The organism is Streptomyces alboflavus, from assembly GCF_000716675.1.
GTDB classification, from domain to species: Bacteria; Actinomycetota; Actinomycetes; order Streptomycetales; family Streptomycetaceae; genus Streptomyces; species Streptomyces alboflavus.
Genome location: NZ_JNXT01000018.1, coordinates 75,968 through 91,957, shown reverse-complemented (window position 1 = coordinate 91,957; position 15,990 = coordinate 75,968). Strand labels below are relative to the sequence as shown.

Annotated in this window: 16 protein-coding genes; 9 read left to right on the top strand and 7 right to left on the bottom strand. The window is 72.8% G+C overall.

Annotation, left to right across the window (positions count from 1 at the left end; genetic code table 11):
- Positions 1 to 21 precede the first annotated feature (21 nt).
- Entirely contained in the window at positions 22 to 1,434 is a 1,413-nt protein-coding gene (locus OO63_RS15885) for a hydrolase (RefSeq protein WP_030360087.1), read from the top strand.
- 133 nt (positions 1,435 to 1,567) lie between these two features.
- Here the strand turns inward: OO63_RS15885 and OO63_RS15880 are convergent, their stop codons facing one another.
- The 3 genes from OO63_RS15880 to OO63_RS15870 all read right to left on the bottom strand — a co-directional run bounded on the left by OO63_RS15880 (position 1,568) and on the right by OO63_RS15870 (position 6,179).
- The gene (locus OO63_RS15880; RefSeq protein WP_078619158.1) at positions 1,568 to 3,631 is read right to left on the bottom strand and encodes an ATP-binding protein; all 2,064 of its coding nucleotides are present in this window, start codon (positions 3,629 to 3,631) and stop codon (positions 1,568 to 1,570) included.
- The gene (locus tag OO63_RS15875) at positions 3,628 to 4,323 is read right to left on the bottom strand and encodes a Pvc16 family protein (RefSeq protein ID WP_030360089.1); all 696 of its coding nucleotides are present in this window, start codon (positions 4,321 to 4,323) and stop codon (positions 3,628 to 3,630) included. Before OO63_RS15875 ends, OO63_RS15880 begins: the two co-directional genes overlap by 4 nt.
- 212 nt (positions 4,324 to 4,535) lie before the next feature.
- A complete protein-coding gene (locus OO63_RS15870) occupies positions 4,536 to 6,179 on the bottom strand; it encodes a helix-turn-helix domain-containing protein (protein WP_063750413.1) in 1,644 nt (547 codons plus the stop codon).
- A 284-nt stretch (positions 6,180 to 6,463) separates the two neighbouring features.
- On the opposite strand from OO63_RS15870, the gene OO63_RS15865 reads away from it, so the two are divergent.
- From OO63_RS15865 to OO63_RS15835, 7 genes are all read left to right on the top strand, one after another.
- Complete coding sequence (locus OO63_RS15865) at positions 6,464 to 6,949, top strand: hypothetical protein (protein ID WP_030360091.1); 486 nt, start codon at positions 6,464 to 6,466, stop codon at positions 6,947 to 6,949.
- Positions 6,928 to 7,905, top strand: a complete 978-nt coding sequence (locus OO63_RS15860) for a hypothetical protein (protein WP_051810919.1) — start codon at positions 6,928 to 6,930, stop codon at positions 7,903 to 7,905. Before OO63_RS15865 ends, OO63_RS15860 begins: the two co-directional genes overlap by 22 nt.
- An 80-nt stretch (positions 7,906 to 7,985) precedes the next feature.
- Positions 7,986 to 8,447, top strand: coding sequence for a hypothetical protein (locus tag OO63_RS15855; protein WP_030360093.1), 462 nt, complete (start codon positions 7,986 to 7,988; stop codon positions 8,445 to 8,447).
- A gap of 207 nt (positions 8,448 to 8,654) precedes the next feature.
- The gene (locus OO63_RS15850; RefSeq protein WP_030360094.1) at positions 8,655 to 10,037 is read left to right on the top strand and encodes an NAD(P)/FAD-dependent oxidoreductase; all 1,383 of its coding nucleotides are present in this window, start codon (positions 8,655 to 8,657) and stop codon (positions 10,035 to 10,037) included.
- Between the two features lie 88 nt (positions 10,038 to 10,125).
- Positions 10,126 to 11,136: a hypothetical protein gene (locus OO63_RS15845; RefSeq protein WP_030360095.1), complete on the top strand. Its 1,011-nt coding sequence runs from the start codon at positions 10,126 to 10,128 to the stop codon at positions 11,134 to 11,136.
- A gap of 87 nt (positions 11,137 to 11,223) precedes the next feature.
- A complete protein-coding gene (locus OO63_RS15840; RefSeq protein WP_030360096.1) occupies positions 11,224 to 11,811 on the top strand; it encodes a DUF2975 domain-containing protein in 588 nt (195 codons plus the stop codon).
- Positions 11,811 to 12,044: a helix-turn-helix domain-containing protein gene (locus tag OO63_RS15835; RefSeq protein WP_030360097.1), complete on the top strand. Its 234-nt coding sequence runs from the start codon at positions 11,811 to 11,813 to the stop codon at positions 12,042 to 12,044. Before OO63_RS15840 ends, OO63_RS15835 begins: the two co-directional genes overlap by 1 nt.
- 64 nt (positions 12,045 to 12,108) lie before the next feature.
- Here OO63_RS15835 and OO63_RS15830 read toward each other — a convergent pair whose 3' ends face one another.
- From OO63_RS15830 to OO63_RS15815, 4 genes are all read right to left on the bottom strand, one after another.
- Entirely contained in the window at positions 12,109 to 12,735 is a 627-nt protein-coding gene (locus tag OO63_RS15830; RefSeq protein WP_234311270.1) for a hypothetical protein, read from the bottom strand.
- 82 nt (positions 12,736 to 12,817) lie between these two features.
- Complete coding sequence (locus OO63_RS15825; RefSeq protein WP_030360099.1) at positions 12,818 to 13,687, bottom strand: helix-turn-helix transcriptional regulator; 870 nt, start codon at positions 13,685 to 13,687, stop codon at positions 12,818 to 12,820.
- 21 nt (positions 13,688 to 13,708) lie between these two features.
- Complete coding sequence (locus OO63_RS15820; protein ID WP_030360100.1) at positions 13,709 to 14,452, bottom strand: VOC family protein; 744 nt, start codon at positions 14,450 to 14,452, stop codon at positions 13,709 to 13,711.
- 34 nt (positions 14,453 to 14,486) lie between these two features.
- A complete protein-coding gene (locus OO63_RS15815) occupies positions 14,487 to 14,987 on the bottom strand; it encodes a MarR family winged helix-turn-helix transcriptional regulator (protein ID WP_030360101.1) in 501 nt (166 codons plus the stop codon).
- A 141-nt stretch (positions 14,988 to 15,128) separates the two neighbouring features.
- Here OO63_RS15815 and OO63_RS15810 point away from each other — a divergent pair, with 141 nt between their 5' ends.
- Positions 15,129 to 15,914, top strand: coding sequence for an alpha/beta fold hydrolase (locus tag OO63_RS15810; protein ID WP_030360102.1), 786 nt, complete (start codon positions 15,129 to 15,131; stop codon positions 15,912 to 15,914).
- Positions 15,915 to 15,990 lie beyond the last annotated feature (76 nt).

Sequence of the window (15,990 nt, the reverse complement as noted above, 5' to 3'; positions counted from 1 at the left end):
GCCGCTCCTAGCGTCGTGGGCGTGAGCCTTTGGACCTCCCTGGAACCAGCGTCCGCGACCGTCGACCCCGGCAGCAGCACCACGGTGCGCCTCCGGGTGCGCAACACCGGTGACATCGTCGACGAGTACCACTTCGAACCGGTCGGCGCCCTCGCGCCCTGGACCACGGTGGAGCCACGGTCGCTGCGGCTCTACCCGGGGACGACGGGCACGGTGGAGCTGACGTTCGCCCCGCCGCGCACCCCGGACGCGACCGCAGGGCCGAACCCGTACGCGGTGCGGATCTCCCCGACGGAACACCCGGACGCCGTCACCGTCCCCGAGGGCAACCTCACCATCACCCCCTTCACCGAGGTGCGCGCCGAACTGGTCCCGCCCACCGTGAAGGGCCGGTTCCGGGGGCGGCCCCGCTTCGCCGTGGACAACCTCGGCAACACCAAGGTCACCGCCTCGCTCAGCGGCAGCGACACCGGCGACAAGCTGTCGTACGACCTGCAGCCGGGCAACGTCCAGATCGAGCCTGGCCGGGCCGCGTTCGTGAAGGCGACGCTGCGGCCCAAACAGATCATCTGGTTCGGCTCCAAGCAGGAACAGCCGTACGCGCTGACCGTGCGGCGCTCCGGGACCGAGCCGATGGAGGTCGACGGCACCTATGTGCAGCGCGGATTCCTGCCGGGCTGGCTCGCCACCACGCTCGGGCTGCTCCTCGCGCTGTCCATCGCGTTCCTGATGATCTGGCTGACGTACAAGCCGCAGGTCAAGAGCGCGGCCCTGGAGAAGCCCGAGAAGGCGGGCGCCATCGCCGAGCCGAAACCCTCCGCCCCGATCAAGAGCCCGCCCCCGAAGCCCGACGACAAGGCGGACGAGAAGCCCGAGAAGTCCGGCGGCGGCGACGAGGAGGAGAAGGGCGGCGGAGGCGGCGGGGGCGGCGGGGAAGACAAACCGGAGAAGGAGAAGAAGCCGCGCAAGGTGACGGCGGCCACCGCCGTGCGCAAGCTCGCCGAGCGCGAGGAGGGCCGCCACATCTGCTACCGCGTCTACGTCGAGGACGGCGGCTGGCAGAAGCCCGAGTGCGACGGCGCCGAGGCGGGCTCGGTCGGCGAGGGCAAGGCCGTCAAGGCCCTCAACGTCGCGGTGTCGAGGACCGACGGCGTCACCGGAGCCAGCGCCTTCGTCATCGACGGCTGGCGGAAGGGCGACGAGTGGGAGACGGCGGACGACGAGCGGAACATGTACCTCGGCAGCACCGACGGGGACGTCAACCCGATGCAGGGGTACACCATGCAGGTCTTCGACGGCTCGGTGTGCCACGACGCGTACGTCAAGGACAAGCAGTGGATGGGACAGTCCTGCACCGAACCCGGGAAGTGGACGTACGGCGGCAGCCCCATGGAGCTGAACCTTCAGCTGGAGGCGGTCCGCTTCACCGTGTGACGGGTGGGGCGTGACAGGGGACGAGGGGTCGGTGACCGTTGACCGGGTCACCGGCCCCTCTTCGCTGTCACGCCCCACCCGTCACGGGTGAGCCGCCTGGCCCTCCGTCACCGTTGCGCCGCCGGGCGCTCCCTCACCAGTTCGCCTCACCCGGGACGAGCCGGCCCGCCTTGCGGTACTCGCGGCGCGCGCCCTCAAGGAGATCGCCCGCGCCCACCGGCTCGTCCCGGCCCGCCGCGAGGTACGCGGCGGTGACCACCGCGCCGCGGATCGCCCCGCCGGACAGCTCGAAGTCCCGGGCGAGCGGCCCGGTGTCGAGGCCGTCCACGCGCGGCACATGCGCGAGGCCGTGCCGCCACAGGGCGAGGCGCTGCTCGGCGTCCGGGAAGGGGAAGTCGACCACCAGGTCCAGGCGGCGCGTGAACGCGTCGTCGATGTTGGCCCGCAGGTTGGTGGTGAGCAGCGCGATGCCGTCGAAGGACTCCAGGCGCTGCAACAGGTAGGCGCTCTCCAGGTTGGCGTACCGGTCATGGGCGTCCTTGACCTCCGAGCGCTTGCCGAAGACCGCGTCGGCCTCGTCGAAGAGGAGGACGGCGTCCGTGCGGTCGGCCTCCGTGAAGATCCGTTCGAGGTTCTTCTCGGTCTCGCCGACGTACTTGTCCACGACCGAGGACAGCTGGACCACATAGAGGTCGACGCCCAGATCGGCGGCGATCACCTCCGCGGACAGCGTCTTGCCGGTCCCGGACTCGCCCGCGAACAGGCCGAGGACACCGCGCCCGCGACCGCCGCCCGCGCTGAGGCGCCAGTCGCCGAGGACCCGGTCGCGGTGCCGGGCGCGCAGGGTCAGCTCCCGCAGCTGGGCGAGCGGCCCGGCCGGCAGGACCAGGTCACGCCAGTCCACCGCGGGCTCGATGCGGCGTGCGTGCTGTTCGAGCCCCGACGCCGACTGCCGACGGGCGGCGAGCCGGACGTGCGCGGCGCTCAGCGGCGTCCCGTCGAAGGCGGCGAGCGCCGCCGCGGCCCGGGCGGCCCGGCCCACGCGGTCGCCGCCGAGGTGGTACGGCGCCACGGTCCCGGCCAGGTCGAAGGCGTCGGCGCCGGGCCCCAGCGCGGCGCGCCACACGGCCGTTCCGCCCGCGGGGAGCCGGGGCGCCTGGAGCACCAGCGGGTCGTGCGCGGACCACTGCGGGTCGTAGGGGCGGGGGTCGGCGAGCAGGACGGTCACGTCGGTGGCCGCGGTCAACTCCGCGACCATCGGGCCCGGTCGGTCGGGAAGGCCGCACACCACGACCGCCCGGCCGCTCAGCCGTGCCTCGCGCAGCAGCTCGGGAACGTGCTCGGCGGCGCCGGACCAGCGCAGAGCGTCGAGTCCCGCCGCGGGCAGGGCCGCCGCGAGGGTCGCCAGGGCGTCGCCCTCGCGGTGCTCCCGCAGATAGACGGTGAGCGGTCCTTCGCCGAGCCGGGCGGCGAGCCGCTCGGCGAAGCCCTCGTCGTGCCCGGCGGCGGGCGGCGGCTTCGGCATCGGGGTCAGGCCGCCGAGGAGCGCGGCGTCCGGGGCGTCGTCGCCAAGGAGATGGGCGGTCAGGCGGTCGGGCACGCGCAACGCCCGGGACAGCAGCGGCCGGTCGGCGTCCTCGACGGTCAGCAGGCCGTGGGCGCGCAGCGGCGCCGAGGGGTGGAAGCGGGCGCGGGCCGCCGCGAGGTGCGCGGGCACCCCGCACAGGTCGAGCGCGAGGCCCACGGTGGCGCGGCGGCGGCTCACGTCGTCGTTGAGGTAGCCGTAGAGCGGCTCGAAGGTGCGGTCGAGGTCGGGGGCGACGGCGATGAGCAGGACGGCCGTGTCCAGGTCGGTCAGCCGGGTGCGGGCGGCCGTCCGGGCCAGCCGGTCGTCGACGCCGTGCGGCCACCGGTCCAGGGCGCCTGGCGGGGCGTCCGTGTCGTCCGTGTCGTCCGTGGCGTCCCGCCAGGTGCTCAGGAGGTGGCTCACGGCCTCATCGGGTACGTAGAGGCCGCGCAACGGGTCGTGCGCGGTGGGGTCGTCCGTGGAGCGGTGCTCGACCAGGGCGGTCACCGTGCGGCGCAGGTCGGCGAGGCGGGCGAGGAGGGCGTGTGCCGGGTCCTCCGGGGACGAGGGCTCCGGCGGGAGCAGGGGGCCCTCCAGGGACGAGGGGTCGTCCAGGAACGAGGCGCTCATGACCCCTCCGTACGCCGGGCGGCCGCCCGCCCGCCTTCCACCGCCCGCTCCTGCGCGGCACGGGCCGCCGCCACCTGGTGGGGCCGGTGGGCGCGTTCGGCCGACCGGGGCGGGCCGCCGTCCACGCCGCGTATCCGGATCGCCGCGCCCTCGGTGACCGGGGGACCGGCGTCGTAGTCGGGGACCGAAGGAACGGGCGCCGTCACCACGACGTCCAGGGAGGGCTTCAGCTCGCCGCCGAGCGCGGACCAGATGTCGGCGAGGGAGCGGGACTCCGACTGCGTGCCGCCCACCGTCACCGGCACCGTCAGACCGAGGCGGCCGAGCGCGCCCGGGAGTTCGCGGGGGGACAGCAGCTCGTGGGGCAGCAGCGTCGCGAGGGCGGCGGACAGCAGCCGGTGCTCGTCCTGCGGTGTCTTCGTCCACGCCGTCACCAGGTACGAGAGCCGGAACCAGCGCGGCGGCCGGCGGCGCCGCACCACGACGTCCCGCTCGTCGCGCACGGGAGAGTGGCCGCGCTGCCGTCGCGAGGAGTCCTCGCGGATGTCGTACAAGTAGGCGTTGATCACCGGGGCGTTGCGCCGGGCCGCCCAGTCACGGGTGGGGACGTCGAAGGACACGTCGATGCCGGAACCGGCCAGTGCCCCGCCGCGCAGCAGGCCCCTGAGGACCTCGTCCACCTCATGAATCACGCTCGTGCTCCCCGCTCCCACCGGCCGGGTCCGGCCCCGCGCCGCCCCGCGACCGATCGTGCTCCCCGTCCGGCGCGGGCCGCACGCGCGCCGGGGACGACGGCGGGGCAGAGTCGCGTGCCTCAAAGTCCCACCCCGGGCGTCCGGCGGGCCCCGGCGCTCACCCGTACGGGATGCCCCCGGCCCGCACCCGTACCGGACGGCCCGAGCCCTCACCCGTACTCGATGAGCAGGGGCCGCTCCGTGATCCGCTCGCTGTCCCGGCCGTCGACCTCGCGGACCCGCCCGTCCAGGTACCGCACGGACTTCGCCCCGCCGCCCACCGGCACGTCCGCCGTGCCCGCCAGCGTCCAGCGCACGCGGGCCCGCCGCGGCGTGCCGTGCTCGTCGGGGATCAGGAACTCGCACTGCCAGACGTTCTCGGGCAGGGCGATCTGCACGCCGTGCCCGCAGGCGCGGACGCGGGCGTGGGCCAGCCACTGCTGGAGGCGGCCGACGTAGAGACCGGCCTTCGCGGGCGGCTGGCCCTCGGCCTGGAGGACGACGGGGATCTTGCTGTTGCCCCAGGCGTAGAAGTACATGCGCCGCACCTGGCGCGCGTACAGGCCCGTCAGATAGAAGCGGACCGCGTGCTCGGCCGCCCGGTCCTCGGGCAGCGGGTCGTTCAGGGGCAGGGTCTGGGTGCTGCCCGTGTTCCACAACGGCAGGTGGTAGCCCGCCCGTTGGAAGGTCCGCTCGACGTTCCGCACCGCCTCCAGCATGGTCTCCGGCGGATCCGTGACCCGGTGCTGGTAGAGCTTGACCCCGGCCGCGTCGCAGTACTGATAGCCGCCGAGCTCGGCGAACCGCAGCAGGAAGCGGTGCGCCGACGCCGTCCACAGCTCGGTGACGGAGGGGCAGACGACGGTCGCGTCCCTGTCGTGCTCCCGGATGACGCGGCTCGCGCGGCGGGTCATCTCCACGAGCGTCCGGACGCTGCCGTTGTAGTGGTGCTCGTGGTTGCCCATGACCCACAGTTCGTACGCGTCGATACGGTCGCCCGCGTGCCGCACCAGCGCCCGTACGAAGGCGTCCCAGTCGTCGAGGTCGTCCGGCGGCGCCGCGCGGGAGCCGTCGCCATAAGCGGCCTTGCGGGCGTCCGGTGCGGCCCAGGCCGGGGTGGCGCCGAAGACGAACAGGGCGGGCAGGCCCGCGCGTTCGGCGCCGCCGAGCAGCCGGTCGAGCGTGGACCAGTCGAACTCGCCGCGCCGGGGCTCCAGTTGGGCCCAGCGTGTCTCGCTGTCCCACAGCCGCACCGCGCCCACCCGGAACGCGGGCATGGCCCCGCTGAAGCTGTTCATGGTCACGCCGAACAGCGCCGGATCGACGGGGAGCGGCGCCTGGGACCAGCTCGTCGCCCCGGCGGGCACCGGCACGTCCGGGGGCGCGCCCGCGTCCGGGGTGCTGGCGACGGCGGTGCCGAGGACGGCGATCGCCAGGAGGAGGGCGAGGGCGAGGCGCCGTGCGGGTGGGCGGCGGCGCGGGGGCCGGTCCTCCGGGGCGCGGGTGGGTGGGTGCGGAGGCGGGCGGGTTCCCGGGGCGGGGCCCGCGCCGGACCCGGTCGCCCGCGCCTCGTCCGTCGCGGTCCGCCAGTACCGCAGCAGTTCGTTCAACTCGTCCGGACCGGCGCCGCATTCGGTGGCGATGCGCACGAGCAGTCCGTAGTCGCGCGGCACCGCCTTGCCGCTGCAGTACCGGTGCAGGGCGGAGCTGGACGTGAAGACCCGCCGCCCCAACTCCTGGTAGCTGAGCCCGCTGCGCTGTTTCAGTCCCGTCAGCGCACCGGCAAGATCGCGGAAATCCCGTGCCTCTGCCAAGTCCCCCACCCCCGTGACGGCCTTCCGGCTCGGGCACAGCATCCCACGCCCGTCCCCGAACGGGGCCGACTCGGCAGGTCAAGAGGGTGGGAGGCGTCCCCGGCCGAGTGGGGACGCGGTCTCGCTGGCCGGTCGGTGCCGGCCGGCGGCACAGTCGGTCCCGTCGTCGCCGGGAAGGCCGGTGGCGGTCACTCACGGATTCGGGGGATACAGCTGTGCCTTCAAGGACCTCAAGGACTTCTACGGCTTCTACGGCTTCTACGGCTTCTAGGACAAGGGGCCGAGTGGCCACCGGGGTCGTTCTGCCGGTGCTGCTCGCGACGACTGCGGCGGTGCTGACGCCGGGCAGCGCGTCGTCGGCGCCGAGCGAGGCCTCGCCGGCGGCGGCGTACGGCGAGCTCGTGAACCGCACCAACAAGCAGATGGAGTTCGCGTCGTTCAGCGGCAACGGTCGCGTGCACCGGTGCGACGTCTGGAACAACACGGTCGACGCGCGCCGCGCGAACTTCGAGAACCTCAAGTGCAAGCAGCAGCCGCTGGATCCCGGCCAGGACGCCGGCGGTCCGGGTGACGGCGGGGACGTCGACGGCTTCACCTTCGAGCGGAACGCGTACTCCCTGCACATGATGCTCCCGCTGCCCACGATTCCGCCGGTGATCGTGTCCAAGGGGACGAAGAAGAAGGGCGTCTGGACCAAGATCACGAACGTCGACGACGCCTCCTGCTCGGGAACCGGGAGCAAGCCGGCGTGCCTCGTCACGATCGGCTGACGGCGGGGCCCCCGGCGCGGAGGGGCCGCCGGGGGCCCTCGTTCCGTCCGCCACGTGTCCCGGCGGTCCTCGCCACCGCCGTACTCCTCGTCGCGGCCCTGGCCGCGTGCGGCTCCGGGGCCGACGCGCCCGCCGCGAGGGGCGGCCGAGACGACGCGCCGCGCCGCCTGAGCGACACCGAGCGGTACCGTCTTGCCCACGCGGAGCAGGCCCTCATCGCGGCCTGTATGGCCGAGCGCGGCCAGCCCTACCGGGTGTGGCTGCCGCTGTCGGTGGCGGAGGGCCGTCCCGTCGGGCCGATCCTGGACGACCCGCGCTGGGCCCGCGAGCACGGCTACGGCAGCAGGATCGAGGCCAAGCTCACCAAGGCCAAGCGGGCGAACCCCAACCTCGCCCACCTCAAGTCCCTGACGGGCGCGCGCCGCACCGCCTATCTCACGGCCCTGACCGGTGGGGCCGGGGCGCCCGAGATGAAGGTGACCCTGCCGACCGGCGCCACGATCACCAACAAGCTGGGGGGCTGTTCGGCGTACGCGGAGAAGCGTCTCTACGGCGATCGCCGGACGTGGTTCGTGGCCGAGAAGACCGCCTCCAACCTGACACCCCTGTACGCCTCCAAGCTCGCCCGCGTCCCCGCCTACCGGGCCGCGGTCGCCTCCTGGTCGCGCTGCGTGCGCACCCACGGCTACACCCTCGCCTCACCGGCGGCGGCCCGCGACCGGCTGCGCACCCGGATCCCGAAGCTGCCGGCCGACGCGCGGTTCGCCGCCGAGGTCCGGCTCGCGGTGGCGGAGGCCCGGTGCGCCCGCGAGACCCGGCTGCGGCAGACCGGCCAACAGGCCGAGGACGCCCTGCGCGACGAGCTTCCGCAGCGGATCCAGCGCGAGCTCCGCACCCACAGCCGCCTGCAACGAGCGGCCCTGGACCGCGCCCGGGACGTCGTCGGCACGTCGTGACCGCGCGGCCCGGCGCGTCACCGCACACCACGCAGAACCCACACCACGAAGAACCCACACCACAGAGGAGCAGAACCGTCATGCGCCGAACCGGAATCCGATCAGCCGCGGTAGCGGTGGGAATCGCGGCCCTGGCCGTCATGGTCCCGACGACCACCGCCCACGCGGGACCGAACTGCAACGGCATCTACAAGGAGAACCCGACGGACGGCAACGTCCGGGCCTTCGACTACGAGGACTGCTACGGCGAGATGATCGCGGAGGACACCGACAACGACGTGAACTGGGACGAGAACGGTGACGTGTACAACGCCAACGACCGTGCCGGTTCCGTCATGAACAACGGCTTCCCCGACACCTACGACATGGTCGCCTTCTACCAACACGCCCACTACCAGGGCGGCTACGCCTGCCTCACCCGCGGGGAGAAGTACGCCGACAACCTGAACCAGCCCACGGACATCTACCCCAACGGCCTGATCATCAACAACACGATCAGCTCCCACCGCTGGGTGTTCGACTGCCACTGGATGGTGACCTGACACCCGCACGGTCGGCCGTGCGATGCCGCCGCGCGACTCCCCCAACGGCCTTGATCGGCAGGGGAGTCGGGCGGTGGCGTCGCCACGCCCCGTGCTCCCGTGCGCTCCCCGGTCGGTCTTGATCGCCCCGGCGGCGCGAGGTGAAGTGGCATCAGATCTGAGCCGGGCGGACCGCGCCGAGCTGAGCCGAGAGGAACGGGACGGGTCATGGCCACGAACAAGCGCAGCCCTCAGGCAGGACCCCGCTGGGAGCGGGCCGTCGTCGTCGGTGGTGGGTACGCGGGGCTCGTCGCCGCACGTGTCCTCGCCGACCACTTCGCCGACGTGCTCGTCCTGGAGCGCGACCCGGTGGAGCCGGACACGGGCGTGCACCCGCACATCCCGCAGGGCTACCACGCGCACGCGATGCTCGCGAAGGGCAGCGAGGTCCTTGAGGGGCTCTTCCCCGGGCTGCGGGCGGAGCTCGCGGACCTCGGGGCGCCCGTCTTCGACTACGGCGAGCGGATCAGCTTCCTGCTCCCGACCGGCTTCGCGCCGCGCGACCCGGTCGGGGTGTCCATCCAGACCTTCACCCGCGACGAGCTCGAACGGCGCCTGCGCCAGCGGGTGTCGGCGCTCGCGCCGGTGCGTCTGCTCGCGGCCACGCACTGCGAGACGGTCACCGGGAGCGCCCCCGGCCGCCTGGACCGGGTGCGCTACCGCACGGCGGGCGCCGACGCGTCCGTGGAGCTCACCGCGGACCTGGTCGTGGACGCGTCGGGCCGCGCCACCTCCGTCGACCGCTGGCTCACCGACGCGAAGCTGCCGGTTTCCGCCAGGACCACCATCAAGGCGAAGATCACCTACACGTCCGCGTGCTACGAACGCCCGCCGCAGGACCGCAGGGAAGGGCCGGACTTCGACGTCGCGTACCAGATGGCCTTCGCGCCCGGCGTCCCGCGCGGCGGGGTGGTGCTCGCCGTGGAGCACCACCGCTGGATGTGCTCGCTGTTCGGCTTCGACCAGCACGTGCCGCCCACCGACGACGAGGGCTACCTCGACTTCGCCCAGAGCCTCGACAACCCGCGCCTCGCCGAACAGATCAAGCGCGGCACCCGGCGCGGCGAGATCCACCGCTACACCAACCCCGGCAACGAGTGGCGCCTGCACCACAAGAACCCCCGCTGGCCCGAGCGCCTGATCGCGCTCGGCGACGCGGTCTGCGTGTTCAACCCCGTGTACGGACAGGGCCTCACCGTCGGCGCGCTCGAAGCCGAACTGCTCGGCCGCCTGCTGCGCCGCCGCCGCGGCGGCCCCTCCGGCCTCGACGGCCTCAGTCGCGCCTACCAGCGCGGCGCGGCCCGCCTCATCAAGGTCCCGTGGACCATGGCCAGCAGCTCCGACCTGATGTGGGCCCCCGGCAACCAGCCACTTCCCGCCCGCTTCGCCCACTGGTACAACGAGCGCGTCTTCGCGCTCGCCGTGGCCGACCCGGACGTGTGGGCCAGGTTCGTCCGCGTACTCAACATGTCGGCGCCGCCCACGCTGCTGTTCCACCCGGCCGTCCTCACCAAGGTGGTGCGCCGCGCGCTCACCCGCCGCGCGAGCTGAACCCGCGGCGCGGGGGAGCGCCCTCGGCACTGGCTCGAAAACGATCATGAATTGATCATCAACGGCTCGTCAGATGTATACCTTTGCCGTGACTTTACGCGATTTCCTCCCCCTGACCTGCGCCGCGACCGCCCTGGCCGCGGCGCTCTGCGCCTCCCCGGCCGCCGCGGCGGAGCCGTCGGCGCCGGCGCCCCGCGCGGCCGACCGCGGTGCCGCGCCCGCCGAGAACACGCTCTGCGTCTACAGCACAGAGATCACCGACAAGACCACCGGCGGCTACGTCTGGGACGTGGGCACCCGCGCCCACGCGCTCTGGAAGTCCGACGACTTCCAGAGCAAGTACGGACAGCTCTCCTACGGCGAGCAGACGAACAAGCTCCTGTACGAACTCAACGTGAGCCAGCACGTCTTCGGCCACAGCTGGCTGGTGCACTTCAACTCCGACGGCGCGTTCCAGCGGCGGCTCGCCGGGGGCGGCACGGCCCGCTACGACACGTACTCCTTCCAGCCGCAGGACCCCGACGGCCGCAACGGCGACGGCAGCCCGGTCGACGGCATGTCCGTCAACTACACCGGCTACGACATCAACGCGCCCGGCAAGCCCCTGGTCGAGTGGGACCGGCCCAGCCGCAAGCAGGACCGCGACGGCGCGTACGCGCCACGGGCCGCCCGCTGCAAGACGCTCAGCGCCACCCAGCAGGCCGCGTTCGACCGCGAGATCGCGCGGCGCGAGCGGGCCGACGAGAAGTACACGCTCCTGCCGAGCTGGACGTACCTGCTGACCGGCGGCTGGGCCGGCACCCCCGCCCGCAACTGCACGACCTTCGCCCTCCAGGTGTGGGACGCCACGATGGCCGACGCCCCGGCCGAGCGCATCGACCCGACCCTCCCCCTCCCCGCCGGCGACCTCAACCGGCGCGGCGCTCAGGTGGCCAAGGACCTCACCCAGAGCGAGTACTCGGCGTGGATACCGGCCCTCGCAGGCAAGTGGATCCACGAGAAGAACGGCAACCGGGACGAGAACGACGAGGTGCCGCGGTTCGCGGACGACCACCTCGCCCCCGCGGCCGGCCCCGCCGGAGCCCGGTCCCGGAACTAGATCACGGGCGGCGCGCAGCCGCGACTTGTCGATTATCGATATGGCCCGCTAGCGTGGCCATATCGAAAATCGATAGGGAGGGATGCGATGAACACGCGACTCACGAAGACCCTGGCCTCGGTGACCCTTTTGCTCGCGGTGCTGAGTGGGCTCGCCTTCATCGGCACGGCGATCACGCACATGGCCGACGACGGGGCGGTCTGCGTGGAGACGGGTTTCTGGGCGAACACCGAGGTGGCGCCGGACTCCCTCCCGATCGGGAAGGGCGTCGAGGCGACCGGCAGCGGCACCCGGCTCTGCCAGGACGACCCCTCCGTGGGCCAGCGCGCCGCCGACCTCGGGGGCGAACTGCCCTGGCTGCTCTTCGGCTCCGTCGTGCTGCTGCTCTTCTCCCGGCTCCTCGACGCCGTCGTGGACAAGGGGCCGTTCACCGAGACGGTCGCGCGACGGCTCTCCACGCTCGGCTGGGTCGTCACCGCGGGCGTCCCGCTGGCCAGTCTCGTGGTCGGCTCGTCGCGTTCCTGGCTCGTCGGGAGCATGGCGCCGGTCGCGGGTTCCGGCCTTGAGATGTCCGGGACCCTCGAACTGGTCCTCGCGGGTCTCGCCGCGGTCGTGATGGGCAAGATCATGCGGGAGGGCGTACGCATGCGGGAGGACCTCGAAGGGACCATCTGATGCCCGAGGAGGAACTCCACGCGATCCGCATCCACCTGGACCGGATCCTCGCCGAGCGCGGCATGACCCTGACCGAGCTGTCCGCGCAGGTCGGCATCACCGTCGTGAACCTGTCCGTGCTCAAGAACGGCCGGGCCAAGGCCATCCGCTTCTCGACCCTGTCGCGGATCTGCGAGGTCCTGCGGTGCCAGCCGGGGGACCTGATCACCCACGACCCGGACGAGCCGCCCTAGGCCGGCTCGTCCGGGCGGGGACCCCGTACCGGAAATGGTGTGTGGGAAGCCCTGGTGCTCGGCTTCAGGAGGCGACGCGTTCCCCCGACGGCTCGGCGACCACGATCTGGATGTGGCCCGGGGCGTACTTGCGGGACTTGGCGACCATCTTGGCCAGGTCGAGCTTCTGCCGCTGCACGGCCACGTACATCGGCGCCGGCATGGCCGGGTGCGCCGGCGGGACCTCGGCCCCTGCGGGCAGCCGCGCGCCGTCGCGCAGCCGGGCGCCGATCAGGGCGTGCTCGCTGCCCGGGGGCGTGGCCACGACGAACTGGGTGACGTCGTTCCAGGGCAGCAGCACATGGCCGACCCGCACTCCGGCGGCGTCGAACTGGAACAGGACGCGCTTGGAGTCGAACCAGGACGAGATGAACGGGATCGCGGCGACGATCACCACACCGCCCTTCATGTCGAGCGCCCAGCCGAGGAGCACGGCGAGGAGCACGACACCCGCGATCGCTCCCCACAGGCCTGCCAGGTCCTGGGGCGAGAACGGGCCCGTGACCTTGTAGCGCTCCCAGCGCCCGCGGCGCGCGGGCTGGTTCGGATCCGGCATCGGTGTCCCCCTGAAGTGATGGTGCGGTGCGTCGGCGTACTCCACGTGCTCGATGTACGCGCGGTGCTTGCCCCAGGCCGGTGGCCTGAAGATCACAGTCGAGGACCTTAGTGACGTACGGGCGCGCTGGCTTGGACAAATATGACCTGCGCGGCACAGGCGCTGAGCGGCGCAGGCGCTAGAGCGGGACCGCGCCTTCCGCCGGGCGCGCGGCGGCCATCGCGCCGGGGGTGACGTCGGCGAGGGCGCGGAACTCCCGGTTCAGATGGGACTGGTCGTAGAAACCGCAGGTGGCGGCCACGTCGTCGAGGTCGCCCTGCGCGCGGGCGAGCAGCCCAGCGGCGCGGTGGAAGCGCAGCACGCGGGCGGACATCTTCGGTGTCAGGCCGATCTGCTGGGTGAAGCGGCGGACCAGGTAGCTGTGGCTCCAGCCCACTTCGGCGGTGATCCGGGCGATCGGCACGGCCCCGCCCGAGCGGGAGAGGAGGCGCCAGGCGTGGCTCACCTCGGGCGCGGGGTCCGGGCCGCGATCGAGGCGGGCCAGTAACGCGGCGTCGAGGAGGTCGAACCTGGCTCCCCAGTCGCCGGTCGCCGCGAGCCGCTCCACCAGCTCGGCGGACCGGGGGCCGAGGACGTGGGGGAGCTCGACCACCTGGTTGGTCAACTCCCGCATCGGCATGGCGAAAAGACGGTAGGCGCCGAGCGGCGTCAGCTCGATCCGGATCGCCTCCTGGCCGCCGGGGTGGTCGAGGACCCGGGGCCCGTCCTCGAGCCCCGCTATCAGCGAGCCCACCACGTGCTCGGCGGGGCCCGCCTGGTCCAGGCGGCGGACCTGGGCGAAGGGCGCCCCCAGGCTGATCACCAGGACGGCGCGGCCCGTGGGGACGAGCCGGACCCGGAAGGGCGAGACCGTCGCCTCCCAGTACCCGGCGTAGCTGTGCAGAAAGGGGCGCAGCGTGGGCGGCCAGGGCCGGGTCACGCGCCACCTGCCGCCGCCCACCCGGGTCATGCCGACGCCCCGGCCCCCGGCGATCACGCTTCCTGGCATGCCGCGCTCCTCCCGATGCGGTCAGCGGGTCCCGAGGACGCGGAACTCGTGGCTCTCCGGGTCGGCCATGCACCGCCACGGGACGTCGCCCTGGCCGCGGTCGATGTCGGTGGCGCCGAGGGCCCGCAGCCGGGCCGCCTCCGCCTCCTGGTCGTCGCCGGAGTACGGCAACAGGTCGAGACAGAGACGGTCCGGCACGGTGTGCCCGTCGGTGGAGCGCAGGAACTCCAGATACGGGCCGACCCCCTGCGCTGAGCGCAGCGAGGCGTGTTCGTCGGTCACCTCGCGCACGGTCCAGTCGATCGCCTCGCCCCAGAACCGGGCCATGGCCCGCGGATCCGCGCAGTCCACCACGATCGCGGCGATCGGCCCGGTGTCCCGGTAGATCTCCCGGGGTTCCAGGACGCAGAACTCGTTGCCCTCCGGGTCGGCGAGGACTGTCCACGGCACCTCGCCCTGCCCCACGTCGACGGGCGTCGCGCCGAGCGCCTTCAGGCGCGCGACCAGCTCCTCCTGATGGGACGCCGAGGTGCTGGCGAGATCGATGTGCAGCCGGTTCTTCGTCGCCGTCTTCGCCTCCTGCACGGTCACGACGTCGACGCGGACGGCGGTCGCGTCCGGCCGCACGAAGCCTCCGCCGGGCGCGACATCGGTCACCCCGGGCGCCTCGCTGGACACGCCCCAGCCGAGTGCCTCGGCCCAGAACCGCCCGACCACCGAGTCGTCGAGCGCCTTGAAGTTCACCTGCACGGGTCGCAGTGGCATGCCGGGGAGCCTATGCCGCCGAGCGCCGGGGAGCCTATGCCGACGGGAGGTCGCCGTAGGACTGGAGGACGGTGCTCATGGTCGCGGCCAGCCGCTCGCGCTCCTCGGGGTCGAGGGCCTGGAGGAGGCGGGCCTCGTTGGCGATGTGCAGGGGCAGGACGCGGTCGATGACGTCGAGGCCGTGGTCGGTGAGGCGGATCTTCACGGAGCGCCGGTCGCTTTCGGCGCGGGTCCGGACGACGAGCCCCTTGCCCTGCATGCGGTCGACGCGCAGTGTGATGGCGCCGGTGGTGACCAGGGACGTCTTGAGGAACGCGCCGGCGGTCAGCTCATAGGGGGCGCCCGAGCGCCGCAACGTGGAGAGCACGTCGAACTCCCCGGGTTCCAGGTCGTGGCCCGCGAGGAAGTCCTTGATCTCCTTGTCCCACATGCGGGAGATGCGCAGGAGTCTGCCGACGATGCCGACGGGCCAGAAGTCGATGTCGGGGCGCTCCCTGCCCCACTGTTCGATCACCGCGTCCACCGCGTCCGTCATGGGCACCTCCGAGGCCGACCGACCGCCCCGTGGGGCGTTCCCCGGCACTTTACCTGAGCGCTGACTTAGTTGACGTTCAGGTAAGCGCTCATTATCTTAGCGCTCATTCAACTAGTACTGACCATATGAGTGGTGATCTTCATGCCTTACGTCGCGACCCGCCGCACCCAGGTCCACTACGAAGTCGACGGTCAGGGACCCGGCCTCGTCCTGGTCCACGGCACCGGCGGCGACGCCGAGAAGGTCTTCGGCAACGTGGTGGGGGACTTCAGCCGGGACCGTACGGTCGTGCGCCCCAACTTCAGCGGCAGCGGAGAGACCGCCGACGACGGCTCGGACCTGACCGTCGAGCTGATCGCCGACCAGGTCGTCGCGGCGACGCGGGACGCGGTCCCGGGGCCGGTCGACCTGCTCGGCTTCTCCCTGGGGGCGGTCGCCGCGGCGGCCGCGGCCGCCACCGAGCCCGGGCTCGTGCGGCGCCTCGTCCTGGTCGGCGGCTGGGCGCACTCGACCGGGCCGCGGGACGGCTTCTACTTCGAGACCTGGCGCAAACTCCTCGACACCGACCGCGAGTTGTTCAAGAGGTTCTCCGCGCTCACCGGCTTCAGCGCCGCCACCCTCGACCGGTTCGGCCACGAAGGGCTCGCCCAGTCGCTCGCGGACGCGTGGCCGCCGCCCGGCATCGGCCGCCAGATCGACCTCGGCGCGCGCGTGGACATCCGCGACCTCCTGCCCCGCATCACGGCGCCCACCCTGGTCGTGGGCCTCGGCGGCGACAACATGATCCCCATGGAAGGTTCACGGCAACTGGCCGCCGCGATCCCCGGCGCCCGCCTCGTGGAACTCGACGGCGAGGGCCACATGGACTGGTTCGCCGACCCCACCGGGCTCGTCGAGCTGACCCGCGACTTCCTCGACGCGGACTGACGTACCGGGCGCGCGAGGGTGGCGCGACCGGCCGAAGGGGCCTCGAAGCCGCCCGCGACCAATGGGCACCGCTCCG

Coding starts and splice junctions, on each gene's coding strand:
- OO63_RS15880 (WP_078619158.1), bottom strand. CDS start 3,631: ATGAGCGCCTCGTTCCTGGACGACCCCTCGTCCCTGGAGGGCCCCCTG.
- OO63_RS15855 (WP_030360093.1), top strand. CDS start 7,986: ATGCGCCGAACCGGAATCCGATCAGCCGCGGTAGCGGTGGGAATCGCG.
- OO63_RS15850 (WP_030360094.1), top strand. CDS start 8,655: ATGGCCACGAACAAGCGCAGCCCTCAGGCAGGACCCCGCTGGGAGCGG.
- OO63_RS15840 (WP_030360096.1), top strand. CDS start 11,224: ATGAACACGCGACTCACGAAGACCCTGGCCTCGGTGACCCTTTTGCTC.
- OO63_RS15835 (WP_030360097.1), top strand. CDS start 11,811: ATGCCCGAGGAGGAACTCCACGCGATCCGCATCCACCTGGACCGGATC.
- OO63_RS15825 (WP_030360099.1), bottom strand. CDS start 13,687: ATGCCAGGAAGCGTGATCGCCGGGGGCCGGGGCGTCGGCATGACCCGG.
- OO63_RS15820 (WP_030360100.1), bottom strand. CDS start 14,452: ATGCCACTGCGACCCGTGCAGGTGAACTTCAAGGCGCTCGACGACTCG.
- OO63_RS15815 (WP_030360101.1), bottom strand. CDS start 14,987: ATGACGGACGCGGTGGACGCGGTGATCGAACAGTGGGGCAGGGAGCGC.
- OO63_RS15810 (WP_030360102.1), top strand. CDS start 15,129: ATGCCTTACGTCGCGACCCGCCGCACCCAGGTCCACTACGAAGTCGAC.